This window comes from Nostoc paludosum FACHB-159 (assembly GCF_014698835.1).
Taxonomy (GTDB): Bacteria; Cyanobacteriota; Cyanobacteriia; order Cyanobacteriales; family Nostocaceae; genus Nostoc; species Nostoc paludosum.
Window position 1 is genome coordinate 89,771 of sequence record NZ_JACJTU010000016.1, and the last position, 14,518, is coordinate 104,288.

Genomic DNA, 14,518 nt, shown 5'->3' on the forward strand with positions numbered 1-14,518 from the left:
GTCAAAATTCACTTGATTATATTGATTCTAAATTCTGACTTCTGAATTCTGACTTCTCTTTTAAACAAGCCATTCTGCTTGAAAAATTTCGTTAGCAGTTAACGAAAATTCTGGAAAATTTGGCGATACTATCCGGTCATTACCCCTGAACTGACTAACTTGATATTCCCCATCTATCAATTCATGAACAGAGATAGTTGGTTGTTTAGGACTACCAATAAATCTTCTACCGCCTAAACCTAAGTAATCAACAATCCAATATTCACGAATACCCATTTCCTCATACTCTCCAGCTTTAATCAAATAATCAACACGCCAATTAGTGCTGACAATTTCAATTACTAAGGAGATTGATGCAGCCTGAGTAACTGTTGATTCTTTTTCCCACAATGTTTCGTTTGCTAAGTTGGGACGATTTAACACCAAAACATCAGGTGAGTAAGCTGATTCGCTTTCAGGTGGTTTTACTAAAGCAGTTTTGGGTATTCCGTAGGATAAATTTAAGCGAAGATATTCAGCCGTAATTCTCTCATTTAAAAAACAAATTATATCTTCATGTTTTCCTACAGGTTGATTCATTTCAACAACTACCCCCTGATGTAGTTCATAGCGGTTACTTTCTGGTTTCCACTGTATGAACTCTTCAAAAGTTACTAGCTTGGTTTTAAGTAGTGCTTCAACCATAGTTGACTATCAGTGACTCATTGCAAAAATCTGTTCGGCCGTTAAGAGAATGTTTGGAAACAATCGAGAATCAATTCCATCTTGCCCTCGAAAGACCTTTGCGGGTAAATACTCTCCATCTTCAAGTTGGTAGATTGTAATGGTTGGCTGCTTGGGAGAGCCAATAAACCGAATACCACCAAAAGCAGCATAGTCCACGATGATATATTCTAAAACGCCCAACTCTTCATATTCAGCAAGTTTTGTCAGATAGTCGTCCTTCCAATTGTTGCTAACCACCTCAATAATTCCCGGTGGTGGAATATATGCAGCAGCAGAACTAGAGCTAGTTTTCATCCTCTGCCATTCTTCTTTAGCAAATATGACAATATCTGCTTTGCGGCTTTTTTCCTTCTCTGGTGGTGCTGTCTTGAGCCGAACCTGCTTGGACTGGCGCGACACGTAAGGCAAGTCATTTTCTTGGCAATGATTTTCAAGGTAGGCACACAGCCTCTCGATTAAATCTTCATGATTTGCATTTGGTTCTGATAACGGTACAGGAATTCCATCCAATAACTCAAACTCTCTGCCTGAACCATCGTCCCAGACAAGAAACTCTTGAAAAGTCAGTGGTTGTGTGACGGTTGCGTACATCGCCCTCGCTCCATTGCTGACGGTTACTTCATTCAATGCTATCAAGATGTACAGCTTGTCCACTACATAATGAATGAGTAAGGCGATCGCGGTAAACTCAATAATTGCGATCGCGTTTTTGTAAAAATACCTGTTTTAATTATCCAGTTGTATTTTCTGGCTATTAATAGTTTTTAACTTCTGTTGTTTTTAGTTCGACCTAACAAACCTAAAAAATCAAATCACTATTTGATTAAGTATATGCACTTATTGACTTGGTAGCTTTTGGCATTTAAACTCACATAATATTTTTAGCGATCAAACTTGGCTCAAGCAACGTTGATTAAACAAAATACTCCATGTGGCAGACTCTAATAATTGACCAAAGTCATATTAATCAAAAGATTGATATATTCAAAGCAGCATTACGTGATTCTTCTCTAACAGAGAAATTAATTGTTCAAAAATATATAATACATGGTACACCTTATGTTTTTAAAGATAACGAAGGTAAATATTTTGACCTAAAACATGAAATTGCTACTCATTTTCAAGAAAGACCAGAATGTGTACTAATGGTTGGTTCAGCTAAATTAGGATTTAGTGTAGCTCCAAGTAAACTCTGGAATTTGTTTTCTGAAGAATCAGATATAGATATAGCTATTATATCTACAGAAATTTTTGAAAAATTTTGGTCAGAGTTATATGATTTCGATATAAGCTTGGTATCTAGAACTGAGAGAGAAGAACAAAAATATCAAAAATTTTTAAAATATTTTTTTAAAGGTTGGCTAAGACCAGATTTATTTCCATTTAAATATTATGGCACAAATAATTGGTTTGAATATTTTAAATCAATTTCTTATAAATATACACCCCAAAAAATAGCGGGGGCTATTTATTATAATTCTGAGTTGTTTGAAAAATATCACATGCAGAATATTAAAAAACTGAGACAAAAGGAGTTTTAAAATGAACAAAAATGGTATTGCAACTAATAAAAAAGTTTTAGATTTATTCAATATGATGAAAAATGGTAATTTAATACTTGCTCCATCTTTTCAAAGAAAGCTTGTATGGAATGACGCCCATAAAGAAAAATTTATAGAAACAATTTTATTAAAACTTCCTTTTCCTGAAATATATCTGGCTGATGGTGAAATCGATCTTGATACTCAGACATCAAAAACACTTGTAGTAGATGGACAACAAAGATTAAGTACAATCTACCAATATGTTACAGCTTCACCAGAATTCAATATTAAAAATATCAGGAAATTTGAAAAATTATCTACACAAGAAAAAACAGATTTTTTTGATTATACGGTTGTCGTGAGAGACTTAGGAAGAATTCCAGAAAGTGAAATTCGAGAAGTTTTTAAAAGAATAAACTCTGTACAATATGCGCTCAATGCAATAGAAATTAGCAACTCACTATATGAAGGAGAGTTCATCACAACTGCTAAAGATATTTTAGAAAATAATCTTCTTTTTACAAATTTAGAGGTTTTTAGTGAAGGTGAATTTTCTCGTATGAAAGACCTTGAATATGTCTTGCTAATTATGTCCACGATAGAAGAAGGCGGTTATTTTACTAGTGATAAAGAAGTAAAGACCTATGTAGAGAAGTATAATAATGAATATCCAAATAAAAAGTTAATGTCTGATAATTTTAATGAAGTATCTAAATTAATTATTGCGTGTAATCTTCTTCCAGATAGTTTGTGGATAAAAAAGTCTAGTTTATTTACTTTAATTGTTGAATTAATAAAAATTAAAAACAAGTATGGTTATTTACCTCAAGAGCAAATTTTGGCTCATGCTTTAAATTCTTTAGAAGAGGAACTATATAAAAATAAGAAAGAAGATGTATCTATAAATATGTTTGCTCAATATTATTATTATACACATCAAGGTACTGCTAGTAGAAAAGGACGTAATGTTCGTGGTCTACTTATAAATAAAATTTTAGAAGAAAGGATGTAATGTAAACTAGTGAGCGTTGTAAAGTTCATAGTTATATGTGTCATGCCTTACCTAATAAACTCAATAGGATTTTTACCAATGAGATCGCACTTTATTACAGCTAATTATGCTGAACATTTCCACATTAACCCACAGCATATTCTGTAAACTGTCGCATAAATGGTGACTGAAATCCTAAAACAATATCTTCCTTTGGCACCCCAGCATTCACCAAATCCGCTGCAATATCATCTTCCGTACCATTCCATTGCAGCCAAATTTTTCCATTTTTAATATCAATGTGGAGTATACAGCTGTGTACCCAATCCTGACCTTCCCAGCCTAAATAAACGATTTGATAATGGTCGCGTTCCGTATCAAAAATTGTCTCAACTTCAATATTCCCGTAAGCAGGTTTTTGCTTACCATGCTCTGCAAGCATCTGTTTTACAATCTCACGATATCGTACTATTTTTTCCATTCAACAATCACCTCACTTTCAACATCGTAAACAATCATTTTCACTCGATTTTCTTCTACCATTTCTTTAGGAAAATCCAGTTGAAAAAATGTTCTATAAGTAGTCAAAGGTACTGCTAAATATAAAATCCGTTCTGGATCTCGTCGCCTTAATGCACCTCTGTAATTTATAAATTGTCCTAACGCAGTGTGAAATTCTGAAATAGCAGAAGATTTTTCTAGAAAACTCTTGACTTCAACAGCAATTTTTTCATTGTCTCGTTCCGCTGCAATCAGTTTTTCTGCTGCTAAATCAATCGACATTTTTACACCACCGACGTTAAATAACAGTGGGTCATGAGTTATCTGCCAACCGTCCTTTTGTAAAGCTATTTTCACAACCTCATGAAAGACATCTTTAGCAGACATGGGCATCAACTATAGTATTTTCCACCTTTAAGATATCGTGTTGCTGCATTTTCATGGCAATAATTTGTCCAGTAGTTTCTCTTAAGGCATAACGAATGCCGCTCGTTGGAAGCTCGCGTTAAAGTTAACCAACCCCAAAAAAAGAAGCCTGAATAATTCAGGCTTCTCGATATAAAAACAAGTAACGTAATTGTGACTACTTAATAGTCACCTGACCGCCAGCTTCTTCGATGCGCTTCTTAGCATCTTCAGCAGCATCCTTAGCAATACCTTCCTTAACTGGTTTTGGTGCAGCTTCCACCAAGTCTTTAGCTTCTTTCAGACCCAGACCGGTCAATTCGCGTACAATCTTCAGTACGGCAATCTTCTTATCAGCGGGAACTGATTCGAGAATCACGTCAAACTCGGTTTTTTCTTCTACTGGTTCAGCAGCAGCAGCAGCAGGACCAGGGCCGGCGATCGCCACGCCAACAGGTGCAGCAGCACTAACACCGAAAGCTTCTTCAATTTGCTTAACTAACTCAGCAGCTTCCAGCAAAGTTAGGCCTTTAAGTTTTTCCAAAATTTCATCGGTTGCAGTTGACATTGATATAACTCCTGTAATTTTTGATTATTTATTAGTCAGTAGACTCTTAACTGATGAACCACTAACTTTATTCAGCAGTAGTTTCGGTGCTACCACCTTTTTCTGCTTCGGCCACAGCCTGCAAAGCACGAGCCAGCGAACCTGGAACTTCGTTGATACCCACAGCAATCTTGCTTGCCAAGGAATTGATTGCACCAGCAATTTGGCCCATGAGTTGTTCCTTAGATGGCAAGTCACCTAAAGCCTTGACATCATTTTCTTTGAGTAGGCGACCTTCCATCACACCGCCGCGAAGTTCTGTCTTCTTGGTGGCTTTCTGGAAGTCTTGGTAAGCCTTAATTGCAGATGAAAAATCTTCTTTGACTAGCAAAAAAGCTGAAGAACCTTTGAGCAGTTCTGATAATGGCTGCCATTTTTCCTGATCTTGAATAGCAATGCCCATCAAGGTATTTTTAGTTACCTTACAAACAGTGCCACTGGGACGCAACCGCCGCCGTAAGTCGGTAATTTCAGCAACCGTTAGCCCCTGATACTCAATTACTAGTGCCAGAGTTGACTGGCTCAAAGTTTCTTTGAGTTCAGCTACGATCTCTTGTTTATCTTCTAGCGTTCTACCCATTCCAATCTCACCTCCTCAAAACAATCAGCGATTTTCCTACTTTTGCGTTTTTCTCAACTAAATCCAAAACAACAAACCCCAGCTGACATAGCCGGGGTTGATTAGTAAGACTCCTGAGGCCATAGTGATCACACCTTTATCGGTGGTCATTCTGGCAATTAGAGTTTTTACCTCGGCAGGATATTAAGCTATTAGCACCTGCTGTCTCCGGCTTAGCTTATTCAATTTTGGATTTTGGATTTTGGATTTTGGATTTCAGATCGGAAGTTGAAAATCTATAAAATTTTCAGTCTCTTGTGATGAGCCTCCAATCTAAAATCTAAAATTTAAAATCTAAAATTCTATGCTGCTTCGCTTAGTTTCAAATCTCGTAGGGCGCTGATATCAACTTTAATCGCTGGCCCCATAGTAGCAGCTACATAAAATGTCCGCCAATAACGGCCTTTAGCTCCTGAAGGACGGTTGCGATCAATTGTTTCTTGCAACGCCTTCAGGTTGACTAACAAATCTTCAGGCGAGAAGGTTGCCTTACCAAACATAACATGCACAATGCCAGTTCGATCGGCGCGGAATTCTAATTTACCAGCTTTGAATTCAGCGATCGCACTTGCGATGTCAAATGTCACGGTTCCACCCTTGGGTGATGGCATCAAACCACGAGGCCCAAGCAACTTACCTAACTTCGCTACCTGTGGCATGACATCGGGTGTGGCAATGAGCTTGTCAAAGTCCATCATGCCTTTTTGAATTTCGTCAATTAGTTCTTCCGAACCAGCCAAATCAGCACCAGCGTTTGTTGCTTCTGTTACTTTTTCACCTCTAGCAATCACCGCCACTCGGACGATTTGTCCTGTACCTTTGGGCAGTGCTACCGTTGTCCGCAACTGTTGGTCTGTATACTTCGGGTCAATTCCCAGCCGGATATGCGCTTCAGCGGCTTCGGCGAATTTAGCTGTTGCTGTTTCTTTTAACAGCGCTAAAGCATCTAGGGGTTGATAATCCCTATCTTCTACTTTTGCTTGTAGCGCCTGCAAGCGACGCGATACTTTTTTTGTCATTTTTTTCTCCTGGGGTCATTCCGAAGCCTTGCCTCTCCCCCGATACAATTTTGGATTTTAGATTTTGGATTTTAGATTTGTCTATTCATCAAAGACCAATGACTAATCCGTTACCGTTACGCCCATGTTTTTAGCGGTTCCTTCCACAATCTTCATCGCCGCGTCGATGTCGTTGGCGTTGAGGTCGGGAAGTTTTGTTTGGGCTATTTCTTGCAATTGCGCTCTGGTAATTTTACCAACTTTCTTTTTGTTGGGTTCATTCGAGCCTCTTTCGATTTTCGCTGCCTTGCGAATCAGTACTGACGCTGGTGGCGTCTTGAGTACAAATGTAAAACTCCGGTCTTCAAAAACCGAAATTTCTACGGGTATTACCATTCCAGCTTGGTCTGCTGTTTTGGCGTTGTACTCTTTGCAGAACATCATGATGTTGACGCCGTGTTGACCCAAGGCGGGGCCTACTGGCGGTGCTGGGTTGGCTTTTCCAGCATTTAAGGCCAGTTTAATGACCGCCACTACTTTCTTCGCCATTTGTATTTAGCTCTGTTTCTCTACCTGATTAAATTCCAATTCTACTGGTGTATCTCTACCAAATATCGACAGCAAGGCTTTAAGCTTACTTCGTTCTGGGGAGACTTCAATGACCTCGCCTTCAAAGTCCTTAAATGGGCCAGAAAGCACAATTATCTTATCACCAGTAGCCATATCAATTTTAACGACCGGCTCTTGTTCGCTGGTCTGTTTGAAGATACGTTCTACTTCTGAAGCACTCAGTGGTATGGGGTTGACGTGTCCGCGGCCTTTACTACTGCCGCGTTTTTGTTCTGAACCAACAAAATTAATCACGTGGGATGTGTTTCGTACCACCTGCCAAGTATCATCATCCATCTTCATCCGCACCAGCACATAGCCTGGAAAAACTTTTTCTTCTGTATGCTGGCGACTACCATCTTTGCGGATTTTGACCGCTGGTGTGTGGGGAATTTCCACCTGGATAATTTTATCAGCGACATCAAAAGTTTGAATTCGCTGCTCTAAATTAGTCTTTACACGCTTTTCACAGCCTGAGGCGACTTGGACAGCATACCAACGTGCTTCTTTTGACGCTGTTTCTGCTGTTTCTGTTGTTTCCTCTGACTGCAACATTGAGTTGCGCGGTTCGTCTGTTGCAAAACTCATTAGAACACCTGTTTTGCTGCCCAACCAAATAATGCATCGACCAAGTATATCAAAGATGCCGAGAGTGCCACCATTAACAACACGGCGGCGGATTCGCTCACTATCTGTTTGCGACTAGGCCAAACTACTTTTTCAAGTTCTTCTTTGATTCCTTGTATGAAGTTGCCGAAACTAAACCCATTTGTGTTTTCTGGCAATTCTGCTTCACTTTTTTTGGCCACGACCCTTTATCCCCCGTTTGTTACTCAATTTTGGATTTTGGATTTTGGATTTTGGATTTACCCAAATTTGGGCTAAGGACGCTCAACTTGAGATTTTGGGTTGTCCATTTATCTTAGATGTTTAGATTTCTTCTCAATCCAAAATCTCAAATCTAAAATCTAAAATTCAGTCGTCCTGGTTTGCAGCTTCGACTCTATTCGACTTTACTGAAAGCAAAACAGCTGCAAATGCAATAGCTATGCCCGAAACTATTAACACTAACTGCTATTTTAGCAGCTTGCGTAATTATTTCGGGCTTTGTTTTTTGCTCTTGAGCGCGCCCTGGAGGACTTGAACCCCCGACATCAGGTTTTGGAGACCTGCGTTCTACCAACTGAACTAAGAGCGCACAAGCTGTTTTTCATTCAGTCATTGCGCTGAACTAAATTTTAGTTTAACGCAAGATTGAGATTTTTATCATACATCAATTTTATGGAGAAAACAAGTCAGCGGCAGATGCCGCTTGAGGCTTGAGATTTCTCCCATACTTTATTAAGAAAATAACTACAAAGGACGGTCGAAGCGTTGCTTGATCCGGGTTGCTTTGCCGACGCGATCGCGTAGATAATACAACTTGGCACGGCGTACTTTACCGCGACGCATGACTTTGATGCTCTCAATCCGGGGAGAATGCAACAGAAAGACTCTCTCAACACCCACGCCTTGAAAAACTTTGCGGACTGTAATAGTTTCGTTGATGCCACCATTGCGCTTGGCAATCACTACTCCTTCGTAGGGTTGTACGCGGTATTTATCGCCTTCTTTGATTTTCACTCCTACTTTTACTGTATCGCCCACATATATATCGGGCAGATTTGATTTTAGCTGTTCCGCTTCAATGGAGCGGATAATCTCTTGAGCGTTCATAGTCTTTGGTGTTTGCTTAAAAAACTCACGATCGTCAATTATAAATCGACAATCCCATTTCAGTCTACCTGTTGCAGATTGATAATTTCACTGATACAACAGCCTCCAAAGGGAAGCTATATTGCAAAATGCTGTATCACAGGTATGAATTTATGAAATTTAGCGTCGTCATTACTACTTATAATCGTTTGGATTTGCTCAAAAGAGCAATTGATTCGGCTTGTAACCAAACAATCGAGTGTGAGGTGGTTGTTGCTGATGACTGTTCTTCTGATGACACCCAAAACTATGTTAAAAGCTTAGGCGATAAGGTTGTTTATCATCGTAATGAAGTCAACCTTGGTCATGCAGCGACGGTAAATGCTGGAGTTGCCAAAGCTACTGGTGACTGGATTAAGTTTCTTGATGATGATGACTATTTAGCTGCTAATTGTGTAGAAGAAATAACGTCTGCGATCGCCCTTCGTCCCGATGCTGTAATCTGCTCTTGTGTGGCGGCTCAGGTAGATGCCAATGAAGTTGAACTTTCCCGCACTCCCCAAGTTGGCCCCGGTTTAGCTTTTTATATTCCCCAAGCCGATATTCACTACGGTATGCTCTTAGAAGTTGTACCCTTTGGCACACCTGCACAAGTAGCTTGTCGGCGCGATGCTTTTGTGCAAACTGGTGGTTGGGACTCTACACTTGATGCTAACTGTGATGATATCGATTCGTGGATTAAGATTGCTCAGTTTGGCGATGCTATTTTCTTAAATCAGTGTCTTGCTTACCGGACTATCTGGCCTGGTGCTTATAATCAAAAGTTTTCTTTATCTCGGCGCTTGGCGACAAATATCTTAATGAAGGAAAAAATTTACGCTTTAGTCAATGAAGAACACCGCCTCAAAATTCCTCGTTTTCAGGATATCAAAAATTACCTAAAGCTACATTGGAGTATAGTGGCACTCAAGCAAAAAAATATTAAAAGTTTTCTTTCAATGATTGAACTGTCTGCACTTTCTCCTCAGTCTTGGAAGTTTTTGGTAAGTGCGGCTTTATCGCGTCGCACTCAGGGAAACAATTCCCAAGTTCGCAAATTTGTGTTGATTGAATCGTAAGAATTCAGAATTCAGAATTCAACTGTTTTTTGTCAATGCGTAAGTTCTAAATTTGACTAAATAATTACAGGACTTACGCAACTGGCACAGGGCGATAATTTTTGGAAGCAGTATCACCCAGAGTTTACCTAATTCTTATCTTCTTTTATCCCGATTTATTAAGCCGTTACTGAATAAGTCTTTAAAGCTAAGTAGCTGATGAAAAACGCTATTAGTCAGTAGTAATTTGCTAATTTTATACACTACTGACTAATTTTGAGTTGTCTTTAAAAACTCAAGAATTGTGTCTTTGTCTACTCAGTTATTTATCTTTATTTTTTATACATATCTCCACAATTATGCGGATTATACATATTTTGAACCATGTTCAAGAGATAGGTAACGGTATTGTAAATGTGGCTGTGGATTTGGCTTGCTTACAGGCAAAATCTGGTCATGAGGTAGCGGTTATTTCTGGTGGTGGCGAATACGAGATATTACTAAAAAAGTTTGGTGTTAAACATTACGAACTAGACCAAACTCGCAAACCTATAAATACGATTAAAGCAGCTATTGGTTACAGAGCGATCGCAGCAAAATTCCAACCCGATATCGTTCACGCACATATGATGACGGGAGTCTTACTAGCACGCATTTTTCAAAATCGTTATGCTTTAGTTTCCACAGTACACAATGAATTTCAACGTGCTAGCCTACTGATGGGTTTAGCTAACAGGGTAATTGCCGTCAGTCAAGCTGTAAAAGATTCTATGGTTAGGCGCGGTATCCCAGAAAATAAGTTGCGGGTAGTGTGCAATGGAACGCTGGGTAGTCCCCGCACGCGACAAATAGAAGATTATCAAACTTTACCATTACAGCGTCCAGCGATCGCCACTGTAGCCGGAATGTATCAACGCAAGGGAATTGCTGAGTTAATCGCTGCTTTTGAGCAAATTGCCTCGGATTTTCCGCAAGTGCATCTTTATTTGGTAGGCAATGGCCCTGATAAACAGCTATTTGAGGCACAGGCACAAGCAACTTCTGTGGCACAACGCATTCATTTTGAGGGCTTCCAACCAGAACCCCAACGCTACTTGAAATCTTGTGACATATTTGTGCTGGCTTCTCACCGCGACCCTTGTCCCCTGGTGCTTTCGGAAGCTAGAGAAGCTGGAACTGCCATCATTGGCACTCAGGTAGATGGAATTCCCGAAGCTTTGGATAATGGTCAAGCAGGTCTTTTGGTGCCAGCAAAAGACAGCCATGCTTTAGCTGGCCTCTTAGTACAATTACTTAGTAATGCTGAGATGCTGCAACAATGGAAACAACGGGCAAATCAAAACCTGGAACGGCTAAGTGTTGCCCGTGTCCATCAGGAAACATTAGCAGTATATCGGGAATTAAAGCATTAACAGTGTTGCGATCGCTTTACTTTGAAAGCTACGCCCAAAGCGCCAAACACTAAGATACCCAAAACACTAGTTGGTTCGGGAATGGCGGTGTAATAAGAAGCTACTCTGATAGGGCCATCTCTATCCACTTGGCCTTCTGGTATCGCTGGAATGATTCCCTCACCTGGGGTTAAATTGGGCTGGGTAGCAAATCTATTAAAAAATATCGTTCCGTCTGGGATTACACCACCACTGTAAGTAAGAATGTTGTCCTCAACGGTAACGTTTGCAAAGATATCTTTAAGTTCAGGAACACTAGAGAAACCAATTTTGCCATCTCCATCAACGTCTCCCCACTGCACCGGCTCATTATCAAATGCTGGAGTAGAATCCGGATTAGTATAGAAAAGCGTTTTTAAGTCAAAGACTAAGCTGCCAATATCATTACCAGTACCATTAAGCAAGTTATTCGCTCGATCTGGAACACCATATTCTATTATTTGCCCTGGGAGAATATCTGCTCCAAGGGTTCTTGGGGGTCTGGTTTCAAATACATCTTCATTTATAGTCGTCACAATGGGTTCTACGAAGATGACGCCTCTTGCTGGTGCCAAAGATAAAAAACTAATTCCTGCTGCTCCTAGAATAGACAAGGCTATTTTGGTTGCTATTTTAGCCATTTTACGTCCTCTTTATATTGATTGAGAGAATGCTATGTATACCGGGTGAGTTAAATCAAACAATTAAGATTAATGCTTCAACTGCTATCTACTTGCTACTTAAATAACAGTTAATCTGCGTTTGTTTACTTATTTGATATTTACCCATAGGTTGATTTATAAAGCAATTCTTATATTGCTTTATCACTATTACTAGTAATTTCACGTAATCTTTATAAAAAATATAAGTTAGAACTTAAGTGTAACCCCTGATAATAAATTCAGAAAATTAAGCATTTGTCAATAAGTAATAATGCTTAATAGTTTTTTATTAATAGAAATTGAATGATTATTATTAAGTTTTTTTAATAGTGCTGAAGCTAAAAGCAATTGAATTTTTGCAAATTATTTGGTGATGCAATTTTGAACTAATGTAGTTTTTGTTTGCATGAAATACAAAGTTAGAGATTTTGAGACGTGCAGAAGGCAAAAAATGTCTATATCTGATTTTGAGTTTTAGGTTTTGCATTCCGCTAATTTTCAAACTGCTGTATATATCTAAAGACGTAATAATCTGGTTTATTTTGTAAAGTTCAATAAACAGCGATCGCATTTGCAATGATGCAGGTTAAGCTAAAAATAATGTAAATATAAATACAATTTTGTTTTCTTGAAAAATATCAGCTTCTGAAAGTTTTAGTAAAAAGCTGGTCATTTTTTGCGATTACAGACATATATTCACAAATATTATCATGTGATTATTTGTATGTAATAAAAGGCTTATGTTTTGATTTTTAAACCAAAAATTTCCTTGTTTTTGGTTTAATTAGCTGTACATACAGAAGTTTACTTTGAATAAAATACAGACTTTTATGGTCATGTAGCACAGATAGACGTAAGCCCATGCTGCCTTCTATTGAAGTTTAAATCTGTGTATAAAATTCTATAAAAAATTGAAAACTTTCCAAGTTTGAAACATGACAATATAAACTTTATCTGCATGTCTCAATGCAATATAAATTTTAAATTCCATTGCTTCAAATTCCGAACCAAAAGTAACGCATTGCCTCATAAATATGAGGTACTGCTATACAAAATTATCCTTCTATCTTGATTTAATAACAATAGATTTTTCATTCTATTCAGGTTAACTAATCTATGAGATATAACCATGACTAGTACTACTGAACGTCGAAAATCCAACACGTTTTATGTGATTTTGATTGCTGGTGCTGCGGCTCTTGGCGGTTTTTTGTTTGGTTTTGACACCGCAGTGATTAACGGTGCAGTTGCAGCTATCTCCAAAGCTTTTAACGCTAACAGTGTAGAGACTGGCCTTGCTGTGTCGCTGGCATTGTTGGGATCTGCGGTGGGAGCCTTTTATGCAGGAAAAATTGCAGACCGTTATGGTCGAGTTAAGGCAATGGTAGTTGCTTCGGTGTTGTTTACCATTAGTGCCATTGGTTCCGGTCTTGGTGTAGGTATTTGGGATTTTACCTTTTGGCGGCTATTGGGTGGGCTTGCAGTTGGGGCTGCTAGCGTCATCGCGCCAGCTTACATTGCAGAATGTTCTCCTACCCATTTGCGAGGAAGGTTGGGATCTCTCCAGCAATTAGCGATTGTAGTTGGTATTTTCATCGCATTGTTATGTGACTACTTTATTGCTGTATCAGCTGGTTCAGCCGAGTCGCCGTTTTTGTTTGGAATAGCGGCTTGGCGGTGGATGTTTTGGACAGAGATTCCTCCTGCGGTACTCTACGGAATGGCAGCTTTAATGATTCCGGAATCCCCACGTTACTTGGTTGCTCAAGGACGGGAACCAGAAGCTGCTAGCGTGCTGACTAAGATTTTGGGGGGTAACGCACTGGCAAAAATCGAAGAAATTCGGCAAACAGTTTTACGCGAACGTCAGCCTAAGTTTTCTGATTTGTTAGGAAGAAGTGGTGGGCTTTTGCCGATTGTTTGGATAGGAATAGGTTTATCCGTATTCCAGCAATTGGTTGGGATTAATGTCATCTTTTATTACAGCAGCGTTTTGTGGCGGGCAGTTGGTTTTTCTGAAAAAGATTCTCTGACGACTACAGTAATTACAGCGGCGGTCAATATTATTACTACTTTAATTGCGATCGCCTTTGTAGATAAATTTGGTCGCAAGCCTTTGCTGATTTTAGGGTCACTTGGTATGGTCGTGACCTTGGGGACGATGACTGCTGTTTTTAGAACCGCGCAACTAGACGCTGCTGGCAACCTGACTCTTAACGGTTCAGCCGGTCTGATTGCTCTTTTAGCAGCTAATTTTTATGTATTTTGCTTCGGTTTCTCCTGGGGGCCAGTCACCTGGGTGCTGTTAGGAGAAATGTTTAATAACAAGATCCGAGCTGCTGCACTTTCAGTGGCTGCGGCAATACAATGGGTTGCTAATTTTGCCGTTTCTACAACATTTCCTCCCATCCTCCAATATTTCGGACTAGGTGCTGCTTACGGCCTATATACAATTGCGGCAGCTATTTCCTTCTTCTTCGTTCTGTTTTTTATTAAAGAAACCAAAGGAATTGAATTAGAAGATATGTAAAGGGGCATGGGGCATAGGGCATAGGGCATTGGGGAGTCAACCCTCTTGTAGTAGTCCAATAAAGAATGTGCCAACGAAAAAAATCTCGTTGGCACATCAAGTGA

The 14,518-nt window shown here is 39.2% G+C and carries 17 protein-coding genes, 1 tRNA gene and 1 other annotated feature; of the genes, 5 read left to right on the forward strand and 13 right to left on the reverse strand.

Features of this window, described 5'->3' with window-relative positions; genetic code table 11:
- Positions 1–60 precede the first annotated feature (60 nt).
- Both H6H03_RS17850 and H6H03_RS17855 read right to left on the reverse strand, forming a co-directional pair.
- Complete coding sequence (locus tag H6H03_RS17850) at positions 61–684, reverse strand: Uma2 family endonuclease (RefSeq protein WP_190956410.1); 624 nt, start codon at positions 682–684, stop codon at positions 61–63.
- 9 nt (positions 685–693) lie between these two features.
- Positions 694–1,362, reverse strand: coding sequence for a Uma2 family endonuclease (locus H6H03_RS17855; protein WP_242057894.1), 669 nt, complete (start codon positions 1,360–1,362; stop codon positions 694–696).
- Positions 1,363–1,655: 293 nt separating this feature from the next.
- Here H6H03_RS17855 and H6H03_RS17860 point away from each other — a divergent pair, with 293 nt between their 5' ends.
- Entirely contained in the window at positions 1,656–2,267 is a 612-nt protein-coding gene (locus H6H03_RS17860; RefSeq protein WP_190956411.1) for a hypothetical protein, read from the forward strand.
- 1 nt (position 2,268) lies between these two features.
- Positions 2,269–3,282: a DUF262 domain-containing protein gene (locus H6H03_RS17865; protein ID WP_190956412.1), complete on the forward strand. Its 1,014-nt coding sequence runs from the start codon at positions 2,269–2,271 to the stop codon at positions 3,280–3,282.
- A gap of 124 nt (positions 3,283–3,406) precedes the next feature.
- On the opposite strand, the gene H6H03_RS17870 is transcribed toward H6H03_RS17865, so the two are convergent.
- The 10 genes from H6H03_RS17870 to rplS form a co-directional block, all read right to left on the reverse strand.
- The gene (locus H6H03_RS17870; protein ID WP_190956413.1) at positions 3,407–3,742 is read right to left on the reverse strand and encodes a XisI protein; all 336 of its coding nucleotides are present in this window, start codon (positions 3,740–3,742) and stop codon (positions 3,407–3,409) included.
- Positions 3,730–4,149: a XisH family protein gene (locus H6H03_RS17875; protein WP_190956414.1), complete on the reverse strand. Its 420-nt coding sequence runs from the start codon at positions 4,147–4,149 to the stop codon at positions 3,730–3,732. The genes H6H03_RS17870 and H6H03_RS17875 overlap by 13 nt, the downstream gene beginning before the upstream one ends.
- Before the next feature lie 196 nt (positions 4,150–4,345).
- Positions 4,346–4,735, reverse strand: coding sequence for a 50S ribosomal protein L7/L12 (gene rplL, locus H6H03_RS17880; protein WP_190956416.1), 390 nt, complete (start codon positions 4,733–4,735; stop codon positions 4,346–4,348).
- A 67-nt stretch (positions 4,736–4,802) separates the two neighbouring features.
- Positions 4,803–5,354 (reverse strand): 50S ribosomal protein L10, encoded by a 552-nt coding sequence (gene rplJ, locus H6H03_RS17885; protein WP_190956418.1) that lies wholly within the window; start codon positions 5,352–5,354, stop codon positions 4,803–4,805.
- Positions 5,355–5,415: 61 nt separating this feature from the next.
- Positions 5,416–5,583 (reverse strand) — a sequence feature (ribosomal protein L10 leader region).
- A gap of 112 nt (positions 5,584–5,695) precedes the next feature.
- Complete coding sequence (rplA, locus tag H6H03_RS17890; RefSeq protein ID WP_190956420.1) at positions 5,696–6,412, reverse strand: 50S ribosomal protein L1; 717 nt, start codon at positions 6,410–6,412, stop codon at positions 5,696–5,698.
- A gap of 102 nt (positions 6,413–6,514) precedes the next feature.
- Complete coding sequence (gene rplK, locus H6H03_RS17895) at positions 6,515–6,940, reverse strand: 50S ribosomal protein L11 (RefSeq protein ID WP_190956422.1); 426 nt, start codon at positions 6,938–6,940, stop codon at positions 6,515–6,517.
- Positions 6,941–6,946: 6 nt separating this feature from the next.
- On the reverse strand, positions 6,947–7,588 hold the full coding sequence (nusG, locus tag H6H03_RS17900) for a transcription termination/antitermination protein NusG (RefSeq protein ID WP_190956424.1): 642 nt from the start codon (positions 7,586–7,588) through the stop codon (positions 6,947–6,949).
- Positions 7,588–7,809, reverse strand: a complete 222-nt coding sequence (gene secE / locus H6H03_RS17905; protein ID WP_190956426.1) for a preprotein translocase subunit SecE — start codon at positions 7,807–7,809, stop codon at positions 7,588–7,590. The genes nusG and secE overlap by 1 nt, the downstream gene beginning before the upstream one ends.
- Before the next feature lie 316 nt (positions 7,810–8,125).
- A tRNA-Trp gene (locus H6H03_RS17910) sits at positions 8,126–8,198 on the reverse strand.
- A gap of 155 nt (positions 8,199–8,353) precedes the next feature.
- Complete coding sequence (gene rplS, locus H6H03_RS17915; RefSeq protein ID WP_190956428.1) at positions 8,354–8,716, reverse strand: 50S ribosomal protein L19; 363 nt, start codon at positions 8,714–8,716, stop codon at positions 8,354–8,356.
- A gap of 152 nt (positions 8,717–8,868) precedes the next feature.
- Here rplS and H6H03_RS17920 point away from each other — a divergent pair, with 152 nt between their 5' ends.
- Positions 8,869–9,813 carry a glycosyltransferase family 2 protein gene (locus H6H03_RS17920; protein ID WP_190956430.1) on the forward strand — a complete coding sequence of 315 codons (945 nt, stop codon included), beginning with the start codon at positions 8,869–8,871 and terminating at the stop codon, positions 9,811–9,813.
- A gap of 338 nt (positions 9,814–10,151) precedes the next feature.
- Entirely contained in the window at positions 10,152–11,204 is a 1,053-nt protein-coding gene (locus H6H03_RS17925) for a glycosyltransferase family 4 protein (protein WP_190956432.1), read from the forward strand.
- Here H6H03_RS17925 and H6H03_RS17930 read toward each other — a convergent pair.
- Complete coding sequence (locus H6H03_RS17930) at positions 11,201–11,863, reverse strand: hypothetical protein (protein WP_190956434.1); 663 nt, start codon at positions 11,861–11,863, stop codon at positions 11,201–11,203. The two genes, H6H03_RS17925 and H6H03_RS17930, sit on opposite strands and share 4 nt — an antisense overlap.
- Positions 11,864–13,013: 1,150 nt before the next feature.
- Between H6H03_RS17930 and H6H03_RS17935 the strand changes: the two genes are divergently transcribed.
- The gene (locus H6H03_RS17935) at positions 13,014–14,414 is read left to right on the forward strand and encodes a sugar porter family MFS transporter (RefSeq protein ID WP_190956436.1); all 1,401 of its coding nucleotides are present in this window, start codon (positions 13,014–13,016) and stop codon (positions 14,412–14,414) included.
- Positions 14,415–14,518: the final 104 nt, after the last annotated feature.

Coding starts and splice junctions, on each gene's coding strand:
- H6H03_RS17850 (WP_190956410.1), bottom strand. CDS start 684: ATGGTTGAAGCACTACTTAAAACCAAGCTAGTAACTTTTGAAGAGTTC.
- nusG (WP_190956424.1), bottom strand. CDS start 7,588: ATGAGTTTTGCAACAGACGAACCGCGCAACTCAATGTTGCAGTCAGAG.
- rplL (WP_190956416.1), bottom strand. CDS start 4,735: ATGTCAACTGCAACCGATGAAATTTTGGAAAAACTTAAAGGCCTAACT.
- H6H03_RS17925 (WP_190956432.1), top strand. CDS start 10,152: ATGCGGATTATACATATTTTGAACCATGTTCAAGAGATAGGTAACGGT.
- rplJ (WP_190956418.1), bottom strand. CDS start 5,354: ATGGGTAGAACGCTAGAAGATAAACAAGAGATCGTAGCTGAACTCAAA.
- rplS (WP_190956428.1), bottom strand. CDS start 8,716: ATGAACGCTCAAGAGATTATCCGCTCCATTGAAGCGGAACAGCTAAAA.
- H6H03_RS17870 (WP_190956413.1), bottom strand. CDS start 3,742: ATGGAAAAAATAGTACGATATCGTGAGATTGTAAAACAGATGCTTGCA.
- H6H03_RS17865 (WP_190956412.1), top strand. CDS start 2,269: ATGAACAAAAATGGTATTGCAACTAATAAAAAAGTTTTAGATTTATTC.
- H6H03_RS17920 (WP_190956430.1), top strand. CDS start 8,869: ATGAAATTTAGCGTCGTCATTACTACTTATAATCGTTTGGATTTGCTC.
- H6H03_RS17935 (WP_190956436.1), top strand. CDS start 13,014: ATGACTAGTACTACTGAACGTCGAAAATCCAACACGTTTTATGTGATT.
- H6H03_RS17930 (WP_190956434.1), bottom strand. CDS start 11,863: ATGGCTAAAATAGCAACCAAAATAGCCTTGTCTATTCTAGGAGCAGCA.
- rplA (WP_190956420.1), bottom strand. CDS start 6,412: ATGACAAAAAAAGTATCGCGTCGCTTGCAGGCGCTACAAGCAAAAGTA.
- H6H03_RS17875 (WP_190956414.1), bottom strand. CDS start 4,149: ATGTCTGCTAAAGATGTCTTTCATGAGGTTGTGAAAATAGCTTTACAA.
- H6H03_RS17860 (WP_190956411.1), top strand. CDS start 1,656: ATGTGGCAGACTCTAATAATTGACCAAAGTCATATTAATCAAAAGATT.
- rplK (WP_190956422.1), bottom strand. CDS start 6,940: ATGGCGAAGAAAGTAGTGGCGGTCATTAAACTGGCCTTAAATGCTGGA.